Raw genomic sequence first — 17,966 nt, forward strand, 5'->3', positions numbered from 1 at the left:
GCCATGTACGTCCCCCTCTGGTGCAAGAGCAACGCGTCGTTCCTCGAGGGGGCGAGCCACCCGGACGAGCTGATCGACGAGGCCCTGCGGCTCGGCCTCGACACCCTCGCCCTCACCGATCGCGACGGCGTCTACGGCGTCGTCCGCGCGCACGTGAAGGCGAAGGAGACGGGGGTGCGCCTCGTCACCGGCGCCGAGGTCACCGTCGACGACGGATCGCGGATCGTCCTGCTCGCGCAGGATCGGCCCGGGTACGCGAACCTCTGCGGCCTTCTCACGGCCGGGCGGCTGCGATCGCCCAAGGGATCGTGCGCCGTCACGTGGGCCGAGGTCTGCGCCCGCGCGGGGGGGCTCGTCGCGCTCTGGGGAGGCGAGCGGAGCCTCCTCACCGGCGAGGCGGATCCTGGACACGTCGCCTCGGAGCTCAGGGACGCCTTCGGCGATCGCCTCTACGCCCTCGCCGCACGTCACCGCCGCGCCGAGGAGGTTCGGGAGGAGGCGCGCCTGCGCGAGCGCGCGACCCGCCTCCGTCTCCCCGTCGTCGCCGCGAGCGAGGTCCTCTACCACGCCCCCGGGAGGCGCGACCTCCAGGACGTCCTCACCTGCATCCGCCACAACGTCACCCTCTACCAGGCCGGGCGGCTGACGAAGCCGAACGCCGAGCACTCCCTGAAGACGCCGATCGCCTTCGGCGATCTCTTCGCCGACGACCCGGCCGCGGTCGCGCGCACCGTCGAGGTGGCCGCGCGCTGTCCCTTCTCGCTCGCGGATCTGCGCTACCGCTACCCGGCCGAGCGGATCCCGGGCGGGACGACGTCCTCCTCGTGGCTCCGCCATCTCACGTTCGAGGGGGCGCGCGGGCGCTACGGGGGCGACGCCCCGGGGGCCGCAGACATCCCGCAGCCCGCGATCGATCAGCTCGAGAGAGAGCTCGCCCTCATCGACGACCTCGACTACGGCGGCTACTTCCTGACGATGTGGGAGATCGTCAGGTTCTGCCGCGAGCAGGGGATCCTCTGCCAGGGGCGCGGCTCCGCCGCGAACTCGGCGGTCTGCTATGCCCTGGGGATCACCGCCGTCGATCCGGTGAGGATGGGGCTCCTCTTCGAGCGGTTCCTCTCGAAGGAGCGCGCCGAGCCCCCCGACATCGACCTCGACATCGAGCACGAGAGGCGCGAGGAGGTGATCCAGCACGTCTACGCGAAGTACGGCCGCTCGCACGCCGCCATGGTCGCGAACGTCATCACCTACCGCGCGCGCTCGGCGATCCGCGACGTGGGGAAGGCCCTCGGCCTCCCCGAGACGGGGCTCGATCGGCTGGCCTCGCTCGTCTCGCATCACGATCGCCTGAACGGCGAGGTCCTCGCGCGCGCGGGGCTCGACGCGGACGCCCCGGCGTACGCGCACCTCCTGCGCCTCGCCGGGGAGATCCAGGGGTTCCCGCGGCACCTGTCGATCCACCCCGGGGGGTTCCTCCTCGGGCACGAGCCGGTCTCGACGCTCGTGCCGATCGAGAACGCGACGATGCCCGATCGCACCGTCATCCAGTGGGACAAGGACGACGTCGAGGCGCTGGGCCTCTTCAAGGTCGACCTCCTCGGCCTCGGCGCCCTGACGCACCTCCACCGCTGCTTCGACCTGATCGAGCGGCACCGCGGGCGCTCCCTGTCGATGGCGACGATCCCGGCCGAGGACGCGGCCACGTACGCGATGATCGATCGCGCCGACACCGTCGGCGTCTTCCAGATCGAGAGCCGCGCTCAGATGTCGATGCTCCCGCGCCTGAGGCCGAAGAACTACTACGACCTCGTCATCGAGGTGAGCATCGTGCGCCCCGGCCCGATCACCGGCGGCATGGTCCACCCGTACCTGAGGCGCCGCAACGGCGAGGAGCCGGTCGAGTACCCGCACGCGTGTCTGAAACCGGTCCTCGAGAAAACCCTCGGCGTCCCGCTCTTTCAGGAGCAGGTCATGCGCCTCGCCGTCGTCGCCGCCGACTACACCCCCGGGGAGGCCGACCAGCTCCGCCGCGACATGGCCGCGTGGAGGAAGACGGGGCGGATCGAGAAGCACCGCGAGCGCCTCGTCACGCGCATGGAGGCGAAGGGGATCGCCCCCGAGTTCGCGGAGCGCGTCTTCAAGCAGATCTGCGGCTTCGGCGAGTACGGATTTCCCGAGAGCCACGCCGCGAGCTTCGCCCTCGTCAGCTACGCCGGCGCGTGGCTCAAGCGGCACTATCCGGCGGAGTTCACGTGCGCGCTCTTGAACGCGCAGCCGATGGGCTTCTACTCCCCCGCCACGATCGTCGAGGACGCGAAGCGCCACGGGGTGACGATCCGCCCCGTCGACGTGCTCCGGAGCCTGTGGGACTGCACGCTCGAGCCGGAGCGTCTGGGATTTGCCGTGCGGATGGGGCTGCGCTACGTGAAGGGCCTCGGCGAAGCCGATTGGAAGAAGATCGACGCGGCGGGCGTCGTCCCGCTCGCCCCGGCCGGGGGGTTCGCGGCGGTCGGGACGCCCGGGGTCGTCGAGGAGTTCGCGAGGCGGACGGGGCTCAACGGCGGGGCCCTCGCCGCCCTCGCCGAGGCGGGGGCCTTCAACGGGATGGGGGTCGATCGCCGGGGGGCGCTCTGGAGCGCGCGCGGGGCACGCCGCGCGCCACCCGCTCCCCTGCCCGCCGAGATCGAGACGACCCCCGGCTTCACCCCCCTGACGACCTTCGAGACGATCACGTGGGACTACGAGCGCACGAACCACAGCGCGCGCGGCCATCCCCTCGCACCGCTCCGGGACGAGCTGCGGGGGCAGGGGCTTCCCGACGCGAGGTCGGTCGCGGCGATGCCGAACGGCCGGCGGCTCCGTTACGCGGGGCTGGTGATCTGCCGGCAGAGCCCGGGGACCGCGTCGGGGGTCACCTTCATGACGCTGGAGGATGAGAGCGGCTTCGTGAACGTCGTCCTCTGGAAGCGCGTCTTCGAGGCCTTCGCCCTCCTCGCGAAGACGGCGTCGTTCCTCGGCGTCACCGGGAAGCTCCAGGTGGAGGAGGGGGTGGTCCATCTCGTCGCCGAGAGGCTCTGGGCTCCCTCCGCGCGGGGGAAGCCGGCGAGCGCGCGGAGCCACGACTTCCGGTGATCGGAGGCGCGGCGCGAGCGGTACCCCGAACGCTCAGCGGGTTCTGTCTCCTCTCCTCGGCGGCGCGAGGCGCACCACGCGTCCGAGCAGGTCCTGAGGGAGGAACGGCTTCTGGAGGACGCCGGCGATGCCCGTCAGCTTCAAATCCGCAGGGGGCTCCGGCCGCGTGTACCCGCTCATGAGGAGAATGGGAACCGATGACGGAATCCCGCGGAGACGCGCCGCCACCTCCCATCCGTCGAGCTGGGGCATCGTCAGGTCGAGCACGACGACGCGTATGTCGTTCGCGCGCTCGAGGAACGCGTCGAGGCCCTCGAGCCCGTCGCGCGCGAGAACCACCTCGTAACCGGCTCCTTCGAGCACGCGCTGGACGTACGAACGAACGCTCTCCTCGTCGTCCACGACGAGAATCGTGCCGTCCCCCTGAACCGCCGCCTGGCTCGAACCGGAGGGTCGCCGCCCCGCCATGACCTCCGGAACCGCCGGGAAGTGCACCTGAAACGTCGTTCCGCGATCGAGCGCGCTCGTCACGCGGATGGTCCCGGAAAGGCCCCGGACGATCCCGAGCACCGCGGCGAGACCGAGCCCTCTCCCCGTGAACTTCGTGGTGAAGAAGGGATCGAAGATCCTGCCCAGGGTCTCCGGCGCCATGCCGCACCCGCTGTCCTCGACCTCGAGGCAGGCGTACGGGCCTCCGGGCAATTCCCGGTCGAGGTATGGCGATCGGAGCTCGGCCGCCTCCACCTGGCGCCCTCGGGTGCGAACCCTGATGCGACCGGAACGGCCGCCGAGCGCGTCCGACGCGTTCGTGATCAAGTTCATGACGACCTGCCGCACCTGCGTCGCGTCACCGCGGATGGTGACGGGCCGCAGATCGAGCTCAAACTCGGCCTTCTTCGAGATGACGGTCTTCAGAAGCTTGCTCATCTCCAGGACGAGCTCGTCGACCCTGAAGACCTCGATGACGAACTGTCCGCGCCCCGAGTAGGCGAGCATCTGGTCGGTCAGATCGGCGGCCCGGCGCGCGGCGTTCTCGATCTCGGCGATCATCGGGCGGGCCGGCGAGCCGGAAGGAAGCTCCGCCTGCGCGAGACTCGAGTAGCCGAGCATGGCGGTGAGGAGATTGTTGAAGTCATGCGCGATACCTCCGGCGAGAACCCCGAGGCTCTCCAGTTTCTGCGCCTGCCGCATCTGCGTCTCGAGCTTGACGCGCTCCTCCTCCGCCCGGCGCCGGTCCGTGACGTCGTGCATCAGCGCCACGACCGCCGGAGTTCCGCAATCGAGCGTGACGCGGGAGGTCGAGATCGCCACCACCCGGCGCGCGCCGTCCTTGCGCGCGATCTCCCACTCCTCGGCCCGGAGGTCGTTTCCTTCGCGCATCGCGCCCATCCGATCCACCGCTCGCTGCTGCGTCTCGGGATCCGGGTAGAGCGTCTGATACCAGCCGAGCCGATTGATCTCGTCCATCGTGTAGCCGGTGATCTCGGTCATCCGATCGTTCCAGACGGAGAAGGCGACATACGGGAAGTCGGGGATGGGGAAGCACGCGCAGATCCCTTCCGCCGCGGTCCGGATGATGGACTCCCGGAACGCAGCCATGGTCTGGAGCGAGTCCAACATGCGGCGCTGTTCGGTCACGTCGGTGACCGTCCCGATCGCTCGAACGAGCCGCCCCGCGCCGTCGAAGACGCCCTCACCGCGGGCCCACAGCACCCGCTCCGACCCGTCATCCAGGACGATTCGGTACTGAGTCGGCTGACCCGCGCCCCCCTGTAGAAAGCTTCGCGTCGCCTCCTGGACGCGCGGTCGATCCTCGGGGTGGATCCTTCCCACGGCGTCCTCGAGCGCTCCCGTGAACGCCGATGGGTCGATCCCGTGGAGCCGGCACGTCTCCTCCGAGCACTTGACGCGGTTCGTCGCACTCTCCCACTCCCAGCTCCCGCACTGGCCGGCCTGCTGGGTCAGGCGAAGGAACTCCTCGCTCGCCCGGAGGGCCTCCTCGGCTCTCTTCCTCTCCGTGATATCCGTCGCGATCCCGAGGACCCAGACGGCGCCGTCCGGTCTCTCGAGAGGAACCTTGACGGTGTGGAACCAGTGAACGACCCCGTCAGGATCCGTGCACGGCTCGTCCCTCACGAGGCGCCGGCCCGTGCGGACGACCTCCGCATCGTCGCTCGCGTGGCTCGACGCTTCCGTCAGGTTGCGATGGACCTCGGTCGCGAACTTCGCGATCATCGACTCCGGAGCCGTCCGATAGAACCGGCCGGCCTCCTGGTTCACGAAGACGACTCTGCCGGCGCGGTCCTTCACGAAGATCATGCTCGGCGACGCATCGACCACGAGCTGGAGGAAGGTCCGGGCCTCGCGCAGCTCCGACTCGATGCGCTTCCGATCGGTGATGTCGGTGACCGTTCCGATGACGCGAGCCGGGCGCCCCGAATCGTCGAAGACGATGCTCCCGCGCCTCCAGACGGAGCGCATCTCTCCGTTCGGCCGGACGATGCGGTACTCGGCCTCCGGGAAGATCAGCTTCTCGACGACGAGAGGAAAGAGCGCCCGGATCTGGGGTCGATCGTCCGGATGGACGTACCGGGCGGCGGCCTCGGGCGTCGCGGGAGAATCGTCCGTCGCGACGCCGTGGATGCGGCACATCTCCTCCGACCATTTCAGACGGTTCGTCGAGATCTCCCATTCCCAGCTTCCGCACTGGCCGGCCTGCTGCGACATGCGAAGGAAGGCGAGATTCTCCTCGACGGCCGTCCCCGAGATCGCTTCCGCCGTCGCTCTGCGAAACGTTCCTCGCGTCGCGATCGCCCGTCCGTTCTCGAACCGGCAGCCGCACGAGCCGTTCACACGCACGCGCCGCCCGTCCTTGGCGACGAAAACCGTCTCGAGGATCGGCTCGGGATCGCCGGCGACGGCCCGAGCCAGGAAGGCGCGGTACTCGTCCTTCGCGGAGGAGTGGAGGACGTCCCAGATGGTGAGGTTCGGAATCTCCTCGACGCGATACCCCAGCGCCTCGCGCCAGGCGCGATTCGCGTAGCGCAGGGATCCGTCGGGGCGGAGGGAGTGGATCAGGTCGCGGGAGTTCTCGACGAGGTCGAGCAGGAATTCGTGACCTTCCCCATCGGAATCGACAACGATCATGCGATCTCCGACGACCGACGCCGGGCGAGTCGAGCCGTGCCCGCGCGTTGCCGGACTGAGCGGTGCCGGCGCCCACTGGCGGCTCACCGCTTGCGTCGACCGGCCGCGCGGGTGAGGATACGATTGAGCGACCCTCTCGCGGGAGGGCCCCCGGAGGCGCGATGCTACCACCCGGGCGCGCGCAAAGGGCAGGTTGTTGCGAGCCCGAGATGGCGGTATTGTTAGGGCATGACTCGTTCCACGCGCCGGGTGAGCCTGACCGGGATCTCGGAGTCGAGCTCGACCCGCCTGATGCTCGGCGGCGCCTCACCCGCCACCGAAGGATCCGCCGCACCGGCGGGAGGGGCCTCCCTCGAATCGCTGATCGAGCGCGCGCGGATGTCCGAGGGGGTCCGGCGGGCGGATCTGCAGGCCGGCGACCGCCTCGTCGTCCAGACGAAGAACTCGGCGTACTCCATCCTGGTGCTCGGCGACGGTCGCTACGTCGTCAGCGGCGGTTGGTTCGATCGCAAGGGAGTCTCCCCCGCGACGGTGACGATCAACGGATGCACCTTCGGGACCCGGGCGATCCTGACCGACCTCGTCGCGGGACGGGGGCTCTTCATCGAGTTCGGGAACAACGTGGTCACGACGCGGATCCGCAGCTTCAAGGTCCTCAGGACCGACGCGGACACCACCGTCCACTAGCGGCGCCTTCCCGCCCGGAGGCGGGAGTCAGAACCCCGGCGGGAAGTCGTCGCGCGTCCGCACGAGCGCGAGCCACGCCGCGGCTCCGTTCCGATCGACGTAGCGCGCCACGCGCCGCAGCCCCTCCCCGTAGATCGGGTCCTTCGATTTTTTCATGCGCGTCACGACGTGCGCCGCCTCCTCGCCGGGATAGGCGGAGAGGGCCGTCAGCGCGGCGAAGTTGCAGCTCCCCTCCGAAAGCACCGGAGAGGTGTCGAGGCGCCCGGACCTCAGCATCCACACGTGCGTCAGCTCGTGGGCCATCGTCGCGAGGGTCTCGATGCGGGGCATTCCCGCCAGGACGTGGACCGTCACCGTCTCGGTCGTCGATCGCGCGCCGACCGTGGTGATCGTCTCGTAGCGCGTGTAGCCGGTCCGTGAGCGCGAGCTGTCGCCGCTGATCTCGGCCATCCGATCCGCGTCGATGAGCCGGAGCCGGATCTCGGAGACGTCCACGGCGATCGACAGCGCCGCGATGCGCGAGGCCGCCTCGGCGAGGAGCTTGCGCCCCTCGCCGGCCCCCTCCACGGCGCTCCGCCGGCAGAGGTTGCAGACGTTGCGGCCGTCGGGGTACCGGACGCCGCCGTGCGTGAGCGCCTCGGAGATCAGCCTGCCGCAGTACTCGCACTCCGGGACCTCGGACCGGTGCGACGCGTGGTAGGCGTTCCCCCAGGAGTCGCGCAGGAACGTGCCGTTGAGGATCCCGCCGCAGATGGTGCAGCGCGGGGCGACGTGCTCCTCCCAGCAGGCGCGGTGGTAGGACCTCCCGTCCTGCTCGAGGTAGTTGCCGGTGATCGGCGCGCCGCAGTACGCGCACCGCTCGGCGGCCCTCGATGGACCCGCCGAGGCGGCCAGCAGCAGGAGGAGGCAGAGCGCGGCGACCGCGATCGGCGAGCGCATCGTCTTCGTGACGTTCAGTCCTTCTTCTTCTTTTTCTTCTCGGCCTCGGGCTTCTTCGCGTTCCCGTCCTTCTCCTTCGAGTCCTTCTGCTTCACGTCGGCGGGCGGGGCCTGCGCCGGCTTCTCGCCCCCGGACGGTCTGGCCTGCTGCGGTGGCTCCGTCCCGGAAGGAGCGGCGTGGTGCGAGGGTCCGTTCCCCGAAGGATGGTGCTGATGCGACGGGGCACTTCCCGCGGGCCCCGCGGGCTTTGCCGGCTGCGCCGACCCGGTTCCCTCCTGACCAGTCTGACCGCGCTGTCCTCCCTCGGCCGGCGGTTTGGTCTGAGGCTGACCGGACTGGGGCTGGCCCGACTGAGGCTGTCCGGACTGAGGCGGCGGAGTCCTGTGGAGCTTCTGCCATCTCCCGTGCCCCTTCGTGGACTCACCCTCGGGCGGCTGGGCCGGCTGACCCGTCGCGGCCGGCGGCTCGCCGCCCGCGGAGGCCGTCGATGGCGTGCCCCCCCTCGGCTCATGCGGGCCCGGCATCCCCGGCTTCACCTGTGCCGGAGCCCCCTCGGGCTTCCCCTCGGAGTGCGGCGTCATCGGCTGGATGTCGTGCTCGATGGGGCGCGGGCCGCGTCCCCGGTTCTCTCCTCTCGCCTGGAGCTTCTGCGGCCGCTCGGCGGAGAGGGCCGAGCGCGCGTTGACCCCTTCCGGGACCTTCGTTCCCCTCTCGTAGGGCTTGCCCACATCGCCGCCGTAGGCGATGGGCTCACGGACCGGCTTGCCGGTCGTCCGGATCGTCTGCTCCTTGTCCCTGAAGGGTGTCTGCTTGGGGGGCGGGACGAGCCGCGTCACGAACGGGCGCTGCTGCTCGGGTGGAGGGGCGACCTGCTTCCGCCCCTCGCGCGGCGGGTACGAGGCGAGGCTGTCCCGGGTCGGCGCGACCCCCGTGGGGGAGGTCCCCATCACCGGCACATCGCGCACCTGCTCGGGGCGATAGTGCACGCGATCGCCGCGGCCGGTGACGAAGGTATTTTGGTTCACGACGGTCACGGAGTTCACGACGGTGATGTTGGTGTAGTGGACGCTTGTCGTCGGCGCCGGCTGCCACGGGTAGTAGTACGGCTCGGCGGGGGCCAGCGGCACCCAGCCGATGTTGGGCTGGCTTCCGATCGAGACGCCGACGCTCCAGTGGGATCCGCCGACGAAGGCGACGAGCGCGGGGGCGTAGACGGGCTGGGGCATCACGACCGGAGTCGGGGCGATGAAGCCGGCGGGAGGCGGCGGCACCCACGCCCAGCCTCCGCCGACCGAGACCCATCGGCCGTAGTGATACGGCGCCCATCCCCACGATTCGTAGGAGACCCACGTCCACCCGTACGGATCCTGCCAGACCCACCGGCCGGACTGATACGGCGCCCAGTCGGGGCTGACGCCGGCGGGAACCCAGACCGAGCCGTACGTCGGATCGGCGCGCCAGGCGCCGTGCTCGTCGAGATCCTCGTAGCCGTCGACGTCCGCGTGGACGTGATGGGCGCTCTCCGCCTTCTGGAACCTTTCGTCGCGACCCGCGGCCCAGGCGTCGAACGGGCCCGAGGGGCGCACGCGGCCGTACTCGTAGGTCGGGGGCTCGGCGTCATCGAGGCCGAGCGTCTCGTTGTCGTCGACGTCGAGCTGCTCGCCGTTGAGGGCGACGGAAAGCCCCCCTCTCACCACCTCGAAGCTCGTGCGCCGGGGATCCACGGTGACCCTGTAGGTCCCGGGGGCGGTGATGGCGGCGGTCGCGTTGGGAGTGTCGATCTCGATCGTGCTCCCCTGCGGCGAGGACCCCACCTGCAGGTACATGTGCCCGGAGCTCACGCCGATCTGCGTCACGTCGGAGGTCAGGCTCACGAGATCGATCTGGGTGTCGTTGGCGAGCCGGGCGAAGTTCCCCCTTCCGAGGCTGATCTCCGCTCGGGCTTCCTTCGCCGTGTAGACGGAGTCCCCGGTCATGAGCGGCGTGTTCGCGCCGAGATCGTTCCAGTCGTCCGCGTCGCCGCGCTGGTAAGAGGCATCTCCTTCGACGAAGCTCGCGCGGACGATTCTTTCGGGCTTCTCCGGAGGCGCATGCGGGTCCGGAGGGACCTGGGCCGCGAGCAGCCGGGGCGCCGGCGACAGCGCGGAGAGGAACATCAACGCCAGCAGAGTGCGCTTCATCCTGATCCTCCATGAGGCTCCGGCGCCTTGGCGATGGCGCCGACCCGTGACGGGTGGAAGTCCGTGGTGCCTGGTTTCTGCGGGGACGGGAGCGGCGACATCAATATGGCGCGGGCGCCGCGGGCGGCAACCGCGTGGAATCCGACACGGGCCGGAACCCTGGCGGGATTCTAGACCACGCGCGGGCAGGAGCGGGGATCGAATGTCGGCCTTGTCCGGGTCTGTCGCGACCCCGGGCGGAGCGGGCTCGCGGGCGTCAGGAGATGAGGCGCGCCCTCAGGGCCTTCGTCACCGCCTCGGACTTCGAGTGGACGTGGAGCTTCCCGTAGATGCTCCGGATGTAGTTGCGGATGGTGTTCACCGTGACGCCGAGCTGCTCGCCGGCGGACTGGTAGCTGTGCCCTTCGCTGAGCAGCTTCAGGAGGCGCGTCTCGTGCGGGGTCAGCCGCTCGTCGTCGCGCGCGGGGGTGTGGGTCCGCTGGAAGAGGGTCACGACCTTCCGCGCGATCTCGGGGGACATCGGTGACCCCCCTTCGTGCGCCTCGCGGATCGCCTCGACGAGCCGGGAGGGGGCCGTGTTCTTCAGCAGGTAGCCGCAGGCGCCGTTGCAGATCGACTCGAAGATCTTGTCCTCCTCGGCGAAGACCGTCAGCATGAGGACCTGCATGCCTGGAAGCCTTTCCCTCAGGAGCCTCACCCCCTGCGACCCGAGCATCCCAGGAAGGTGGATGTCGAGGAGGAGGACGTCGGGGGGATAGCGCGGGAGGGACGCCAGCGCCTGCTCGACGGAGCCGAAGGTGCCGGCGAGCCCGTAGCTGGTCGTGGCCGTGATGAGGGCCGCGAGCCCCGTTCGCAGCGACTCGTCGTCCTCCACGATCGCGACGGCGATCCGTTTGCTCTTCGTCATGGGGGGGACGATACCTCAATCCCGGCGCGACGGGCAGAGCATGTTCATGCTCCCCCGTGGCGACCCGCCGGCGCGAGGTCGCAGACGAGGGTGACCGCGGTCCCCTCCCCCGGCGCGCTCGCGATCCGGAGCGCTCCGCCCATCTCCGCCGCCCGAGCGCGAAGGTTCTGAAGCCCGTGCCCGCCCCGGCCGGCGACGGGCGCGGAGGGCTCGGGAGGGGTGAAGCCGCCCCCGTCGTCGCGCACCTCGGCGCGAAGGCGCCCCGCCTCGACGCGCAGATCGATCGACACGCGCCGGCAGCCCGAGTGCTTGGCGGCGTTGTTCACCGCTTCCTTCAGGATCAGGTAGAGGTGGCGGCGCGTCTCGGGGGCGAGAGGAAGGGGAGGGTCTCCCGCCGGGGCGGTGATCCCGAAGGAAGCGCCGAGCGGCTCGAGGAGCCCGAGGCTGAACTGCCTCAGGCGCGCGACGACGCTCGCGAGGTCGTCGCGCCGCGGGTCGATCGACCAGACGATGTCGCTCATCGACTCGACGAGCGCGCGCGCGGAATCCCCCATGTCGCCGAGAATCCTCTGACTTTCCGCGGCGCCAAGAACGCCGGGGCGGCGCACCAGCTCGCTCTGGATGGCGATCCGCGAGAGGCTCGCCCCGAGGTCGTCGTGAAGGTCCGCCGCGATGCGCGTCCGCACGCGCTCGACCTCGAGGAGGCGGCGGACGCGAAGGCGATGGAACGCGGTGACGAGCCCCGCGGCCGCCGCCGCCGCGAGGAGGAGGAACCATCCGCGCTGCCAGATCGGCGGCGATATCGAGAAGCCCACCGTCGCCGGCACCGGGCTCCCCTGCGCGTCGCTGTTGAGCGCCCGGACGGCGAAGCGGTACGCGCCGGGGGCGAGCCGCGCGAAGTTCACCGCGCGCGTCTCGGTGGGTGCGCTCCACTCTCCACCGGCTCCCCCGAGGCGGTACTGGTACCTCAATCGCTCACCGACGCCGAAGTCGAGACCGACGAAGCCGATCTCGAGCTCGCGTTGGTCGGGGGCGAGGGCGATCCCATCGATCCCAGTCTCGCCCAGGAGACTGGCGGCCCGGCGCACCCCCCCGACGCGCAGGTCGGTGATCCAGACGGGGGGCGGGCTCCGGGGCTCCGGGGCCCTCGGCACGAGGCGCGAGACTCCGCCGGTGGAGCTGAACCAGACCGCTCCCTCGCGATCCGCCGCGGCGAGGGAGATCTCGCTGCCGGCGAGGCCGTCCGCGGGGGTGAGGTGCCGGAGCTTCCCGGTGGCGGGATCGAGGACATCGACGCCTTTCCCCGTGCCGAGGTAGATGCGCCCGAAGCGATCCTCGGCGACGGCATTCACCGATCGGTTCGTCAGCCCCTCCGCCGTCGAGTAGTGGACGAACGTCGGTTTTTCCGCTGCGGGGTCGTCCACCCTCGCCACCCCCTCATCCGTCGACGCGATCCATAGCCGGTCCCGTGAATCGCGGAAGATCGCCGCGATCGCCCCCGCCGGCACGCCGTCCTTCGCCGTGAAGGTCTGAGAGCGGCCGTCCCGGTACCGGACAAGCTCCGCGCCGCCGTATCCCAGCCAGACGTTGCCGGAGGCGTCCTCGGCAAAGGCGTTCGCGGCTTCGGCCGGGAGGATCGGGGGGCCAATCCTCTCGATCTTCCCGCTCGATCGTCTCCAGCGCATGACCGAGTACGCCGAGATCCAGACGTCCGCCCGCGAGTCCTCGAAGAGGCGGAAGATCTCGTCGGAGGGCATCCCGTCCTTCGTCGTGTAGATCGCGGAAGGGATCGCCCGCGCGAGATCCTCCCACCGGGCGACGCCCGAGTAGCGAAGGAGGCCGTGCCCGGTGGGGACCCACCAGTCGCCGAGGTGATCCTGGAAGGTGAGTTGCGAGATCCCCCACCCGCGACCGGAGTTCGTCGAGGGGACGTTGATCTTCACAGCGGGGAAAGGGGGTCCTTGCAGAAGGTTCAGGACCGTCTGGAGGTCCTTCGTGTGCGTGCTGGCGAGAAGGCGCCCCTCGCGATCGCGCAGGAACGAGACGCAGTGGGGCCCGGGGAGACCGTCCCCCGCGAAGTACGTCGTCAACCCGTCGCGCGCGAGCTTCCACGCGCCATCGTACGTCGATCCGATCCAGACGTTGCCGTTCCGGTCCTCCGCGAGGGCGACCACGGCGAGAACCTTCAGTCCGCGGCTCGCGTCCCAGACGGAGATTCTCGTCGAAGCGCCCGGCCCCCGCGTGAGGACTGAGACGCCGTACGTTCCGCCCGCGAGGATCCTCCCGTCGGTGGTGCGCACGAGCGCGTAGATCTGATTATCCAGGAGCCCGTCGGTCGCGGTCAACCGCGCGATCACGCGGACGCCCCCGTCGGCTCCGGGAGCGACGTGGAGGAGCCCCTCGTACCCCCCGGCCCAGAACCCCCCCTCGCCGTCCGGCGCGAGGGCACGGAGGTTCCCGTACGGAGGGGCGGGGGGCACGAAGAAGCGATCGAGGCCCCCGTCGCGGCGGCGGTGCAGGAGCCCGAGGTAACGCGTCGCGATCCAGATCCCTCCCTCCCCGTCCGGCAGGAAGGCGTTGATCTGCCGAATCCCCTCGAGCCCGCTCGGCTCGGCGATCTCGACGCTCTCGAAGGAGCCGGTGCGGGGATCGAAGCGCAGGAGACCGTCCCAGGTCCCGATCCAGATCGATCCGTCGCCGGCCTCGATGAGCGTCCGGAGGTTTCTCCTCGATGGCTCCCCCTCCGGCACGAAGATCTTCAACGAGCCGGCTTCCCCGCGGGAGTCGCGCCCCGCGGATCCGTGGGGCGCAATGCGCGCGAGCCCCGCGGCGGTGGCGACCCAGAGCGTTCCGTCCCGCGACTCGATGACGTCGCTCACGACCGGGGACGGCATCCCCTGCCCGGGACCGATCGTCGTGAACTCGTACCCGTCGAAGCGCGACAGCCCGTCGGCGGTGCACAGCCAGATGAACCCCCGGGAGTCCTGGTAAGCGCACGCGATCCCATCGCGAGGGAGGCCGCTCGTCGTGGTGTAGACGGTGAAGGGGAGCTGCTCGGCGCGCGCCGCGCCGATCGCGAGAAAGATCGCCAGCCCGGCCGCGGCGGGGCGGCCGGCGGAGTGTGCGCGCATCCGGCGATTCTAACCCGCGGCGGGCGTCCCCCGCGCCGCGAGCCGGGAGGCGTGGAGGACGATGGCCCCGGGAAGGAGGGCCGGGCCGAGAGAGCTCGTCGCGACTCCCAGCTCGAGGACGCCGCGGGGCATCGAGGGGGCGAGCGCGGTCGCGGGATCCTGGACGAGGACCACCCCTCCCGCCTGCCGGATCTCCGCGGCCCCTGAGGCTCCGTCGCGCCCCATGCCGCTCAGCACGACGGCGAGGCACTGCGCCCCGAAGGCGCGGGCCGCGCTCCGGAAGAGAGGATCCGCCGCCGGGCGGAGGAAGCTCTCCGGCGGATCGTCGAGGAGCCTCAGATGGAACGTCCCCGGGTCGACGACGAGGTGCCGATCCCCCGGCGCCACGTACACCTCCCCGCCGCGCGTCGCCATGCCGCCGGCCGCGAGGCGCACCGGCATCGCCGCGACGCGCCCGAGCCTGTCGGCGAAGGCCTCGAGCATCCAGGCCGGCCCGTGCAGCGTGATGAAGAAGGCGGCGCCCGGGAGGGGCGGGATCGCCGCGAAGAGATCGCCGAGGAGCGGCGGCCCTCCCGTGGAGGCGGCGAGAACGACCCCGACGTAGGGGGCCCGGGCCTGCGGGCGCGGCGGCCGCGGCGTCGCGATCGCGATGGGAGGTGGCGGCTCGTCGCGGCGCGCGAGGCACGCGCGCAGCCGCGTGACGACTTCGGCGGTGGCGATCGGCTTGGCGATGTAGTCGTCCGCGCCCGCGGACATCGCCCGCTCCCGCGCGTCGGCGGAGGTCACCGCGGTGATCATGACGATGATCGGCTGCGGCGCGGCGCTCCCCCTCACGCGCCGCACGAGCTCGATGCCGTCCACCGAGGGCATCATCCAGTCGGTGAGGAGCACGTCGAAGCGCTCGCGATGGAGCGCGTCGAGAGCCTCCCTTCCGTCCGCGGCGGTGACGACCGTGTACCCCGCCCTCGAGAGAATGCCGTGCAGAATCATCGAGCTGACGGGGTCGTGATCGGCGATCAGGACCTTCATGCGTCCCCTCTCGACGCCCAACCCCGGGGGCACCGGGCGCTGGCGCAGGCTGCCTGAGGGGCGCTCGCCCGTCAAGCGGGGGGCCGTGCGCACGCCACGGCGGCGCGGCGGGATTTCACGCACTTCCGTGCGGGACCCCGTCGCCGCCGCTGCGCTCTCACCGCATGGCAGCCGAAGTGGCGCCCGGGATTGCTGGCGAGACGATTGCTAGGCTCCTCCCGGAGGTCGACGCGGTGATGGAAGCATGAGACGCCGGACGATCACGATTCGGACGGCGGCCCCCATCGCGGTCCTCCTCGCCCTTCTCGCGCCGGCCTCGGCGGCCCCGGCGACCATCCAGCCCGGCGACCTCTTCGCCGGAGTCTTCTTCGGCCAGGTGAACTGGTACTCGAACGCCGGCGCGTTCCAGCGCTCGCTCCACACGACCGGGAGCCGCTGGTCCACGGGGATGTCGTTCGACGGCGCCGGTCGCCTCTACGTCACCAACTTCATCGAGCAGAGCGTGAGCCGGTTCGACGCCGGCGGAAATCTCCTCGGCGGCTTCGCGAACGGGTTCGGCGGAAAGCCCGAGTCAATCGTCTTCGACGCGGCGGGCGAGGCCCTCATCGGCGTCGCGGACGGCGACGGCGACGTGAAGCGCTTCGACGCGGCCGGCAACCTCGTGGCCGAGTACGCCGTCGCGGTCGAGAACCAGGGTGCCGACTGGATCGACCTCGCCCCCGACCAGTGCACTCTGTACTACACGTCGGAAGGGGCGCGCGTGAAGCGGTACGACGTCTGCGCCGGCGCGCAGCTCCCGGACTTCGCGACGGACCTCCACGGGCCCGCGTACGCCCTGCGCCTCCTCGCCGACGGCGGCCTCCTGGTCGCCGACACGGAGGACATCCACCGGCTCGACTCCGCCGGCGTGACGGTGCGGACCTACTCGGTCCCGGGGGAGTTCGACTGGTTCGCCCTCAACGTCGATCGCGACGGGGCCACTTTCTGGGCGGGTGACTACGACAGCGGCGATGCGTACCGCTTCGACATCGCCACCGGCGCCGTCGTGGCCGGCCCGATCCTCACGTGCAACTCCATCTGCCTCAGCGGCCTCGTCGCCTTCGGCGATCCGGACGTGGACGGCGACGGCGTCCCCGATCGCCGCGACAACTGTCCCCTCGCCGCAAACGGCGCCCAGGCCGACACCGACGGCGACAGGGTCGGCGACGCCTGCGACGGCGACCCGCTGAACCCGGCGGCGTGGGGGGCGCCGAGCGAGCCGCTGCATCTGGTCTTCTCGAGTTCCGGCACCCTCACGTGGAGCGCGCCGGTCAGGACGGGAGGCGTCCCGGCCTACGACACGATCCGCGCCGAGATCAGCTCCGATTTCACGATCACCGCGACCTGCGTCGAGTCGGGGGGGACCGACACGACCACCTTCGACCCGTACGTCCCGCCGACCGGCAGCGCGGTCTACTACCTCGTCCGGGCCGCGACCGCCTGCCCCTCGTGCACCGGCCCGCTCGGCACCACGTCGGCGGGCGATCCGAGAGTCGCTGTCGGCTGCCCCTGACCCGGCCTTCCCGGGCTCGCCCCCGCCCGCCGCCCGTGTCATGCTCTCCCGGCGCCCCGCGCGCGACGGAGGGACTCCATGACGCGATCACCCGCAACGATTCTCGTCTCCACGATCGCCGTCGCCGCGCTTTCGGGACTCCTTCCGATCGCCGGCGACGCGCAGAGCCCGAAGCCGCCCGCGACGGGCCCCGCCATGGACGGTCCCGCCCGCCACGCCGTCATCCTCGTGAGGCTGGCCGCCGATCTGATCGAGACGCGCGGGCGCGAGCGCGCCTTCGAGGAGTTCCGGAAGAAGGGGGGGATGTTCTACCGCGGCGACACGTACGTCTTCGTCGACGACATGGCGGGGAAGGCCCTTCTCAATCCGGCCTTCCCCGAGGTGGAAGGGAAGAGCATGATCGACGAGAAGGACGCGAACGGGAAGCTGCTGCAGCGCGCGATGATCGATCTTCTAAGGGAAAAGGAAGAGGGGTGGGTCGACTACATGTGGCCGAAGCCCGGGGAGACGGCTCCCTCTCACAAGTGGACCTACGTGAAGCGCGTCACCGTCGACGGCGCCCCCGCCCTCGTCGGCGCGGGGATCTACGCGGAGTGAGGGGGGCGCGCGGCGAGATTCGCGCTTGACGGATCCCGCCGATCCGGGTATCTGGAGCGAGCAGGACGTCTGCCGTTCGATGGAGGGCCCCCGATGAGCCGGAATCGTCTTTCGATCGCGAAGTCCATGCTCCCCGCACTCGCCGCCGTCGCCGCCCTCGCTGTGCTCACGGGGCTGATCGCGGCCGCGCCGCAAGGGCCGCAAGGGATTGAGACGAAGGGCGCGTCCGCCCCCGCCGCGTCGAGCGACGATGCCGCCGGCACCGATGCCGCCTGCCGGCGCGCGCCGGAGTGCTCGACCGACGCCGACTGCGACGCCATCTGCGGAGTGGGTCTGGGCCATTGCGTGCATAGCAGCTGCCCCGTGCGCATCTGCAAGTGCCGCTGATCGGCGCCCCCGCGTGACCCCTGCCCCTCTCGAGCCCGCCGCCGGCGATCTCTGCGAGTTGACGCTGACGGCGCCGTACGGCTCCATCGACTTGAGGGCTCCGCCGCAGCCCATCGTCTGGACACCCGGAGAGTTCGATCGCTTCAAGGTGTTCGTGAGGGCCTCATACCGGTATGAACCGGAGGTCACCGCGAGATTCGATCGAATCTGCCGGCACGCGCACGGGAAGGGAAGCGGATACACGAAGTCGGCCCGGTTCTACGTGCCGTGACGAGGCA

The 17,966-nt window shown here is 70.7% G+C and carries 12 protein-coding genes; 6 read left to right on the forward strand and 6 right to left on the reverse strand.

Going from position 1 to position 17,966, the window contains the following annotated elements; translation table 11 throughout:
• Positions 1-3 precede the first annotated feature (3 nt).
• Positions 4-3,132, forward strand: coding sequence for an error-prone DNA polymerase (locus HY049_06875; GenBank protein MBI3448620.1), 3,129 nt, complete (start codon positions 4-6; stop codon positions 3,130-3,132).
• Between the two features lie 33 nt (positions 3,133-3,165).
• Here HY049_06875 and HY049_06880 read toward each other — a convergent pair whose 3' ends face one another.
• The gene (locus HY049_06880) at positions 3,166-6,279 is read right to left on the reverse strand and encodes a PAS domain S-box protein (protein ID MBI3448621.1); all 3,114 of its coding nucleotides are present in this window, start codon (positions 6,277-6,279) and stop codon (positions 3,166-3,168) included.
• Between the two features lie 228 nt (positions 6,280-6,507).
• Between HY049_06880 and HY049_06885 the strand changes: the two genes are divergently transcribed.
• The gene (locus HY049_06885; protein MBI3448622.1) at positions 6,508-6,966 is read left to right on the forward strand and encodes a hypothetical protein; all 459 of its coding nucleotides are present in this window, start codon (positions 6,508-6,510) and stop codon (positions 6,964-6,966) included.
• Positions 6,967-6,993: 27 nt separating this feature from the next.
• On the opposite strand, the gene HY049_06890 is transcribed toward HY049_06885, so the two are convergent.
• The 5 genes from HY049_06890 to HY049_06910 form a co-directional block, all read right to left on the reverse strand.
• Positions 6,994-7,905: a protein DA1 gene (locus tag HY049_06890; protein ID MBI3448623.1), complete on the reverse strand. Its 912-nt coding sequence runs from the start codon at positions 7,903-7,905 to the stop codon at positions 6,994-6,996.
• Positions 7,906-7,919: 14 nt separating this feature from the next.
• Positions 7,920-10,085: a FecR domain-containing protein gene (locus HY049_06895; GenBank protein ID MBI3448624.1), complete on the reverse strand. Its 2,166-nt coding sequence runs from the start codon at positions 10,083-10,085 to the stop codon at positions 7,920-7,922.
• Positions 10,086-10,341: 256 nt separating this feature from the next.
• Complete coding sequence (locus tag HY049_06900) at positions 10,342-10,992, reverse strand: response regulator transcription factor (GenBank protein ID MBI3448625.1); 651 nt, start codon at positions 10,990-10,992, stop codon at positions 10,342-10,344.
• A gap of 44 nt (positions 10,993-11,036) precedes the next feature.
• Complete coding sequence (locus HY049_06905; GenBank protein MBI3448626.1) at positions 11,037-14,123, reverse strand: hypothetical protein; 3,087 nt, start codon at positions 14,121-14,123, stop codon at positions 11,037-11,039.
• Between the two features lie 9 nt (positions 14,124-14,132).
• Positions 14,133-15,152 (reverse strand): chemotaxis protein CheB, encoded by a 1,020-nt coding sequence (locus tag HY049_06910; GenBank protein MBI3448627.1) that lies wholly within the window; start codon positions 15,150-15,152, stop codon positions 14,133-14,135.
• Between the two features lie 244 nt (positions 15,153-15,396).
• On the opposite strand from HY049_06910, the gene HY049_06915 reads away from it, so the two are divergent.
• From HY049_06915 to HY049_06930, 4 genes are all read left to right on the forward strand, one after another.
• Entirely contained in the window at positions 15,397-16,704 is a 1,308-nt protein-coding gene (locus HY049_06915; GenBank protein MBI3448628.1) for a thrombospondin type 3 repeat-containing protein, read from the forward strand.
• 78 nt (positions 16,705-16,782) lie between these two features.
• On the forward strand, positions 16,783-17,301 hold the full coding sequence (locus tag HY049_06920; protein MBI3448629.1) for a cache domain-containing protein: 519 nt from the start codon (positions 16,783-16,785) through the stop codon (positions 17,299-17,301).
• Positions 17,302-17,394: 93 nt separating this feature from the next.
• On the forward strand, positions 17,395-17,688 hold the full coding sequence (locus HY049_06925; GenBank protein ID MBI3448630.1) for a hypothetical protein: 294 nt from the start codon (positions 17,395-17,397) through the stop codon (positions 17,686-17,688).
• A 13-nt stretch (positions 17,689-17,701) separates the two neighbouring features.
• Entirely contained in the window at positions 17,702-17,959 is a 258-nt protein-coding gene (locus HY049_06930) for a hypothetical protein (protein ID MBI3448631.1), read from the forward strand.
• Positions 17,960-17,966: the final 7 nt, after the last annotated feature.

The organism is Acidobacteriota bacterium (genome assembly GCA_016195325.1).
Lineage (GTDB): Bacteria > Acidobacteriota > Polarisedimenticolia > JACPZX01 > JACPZX01 > JACPZX01.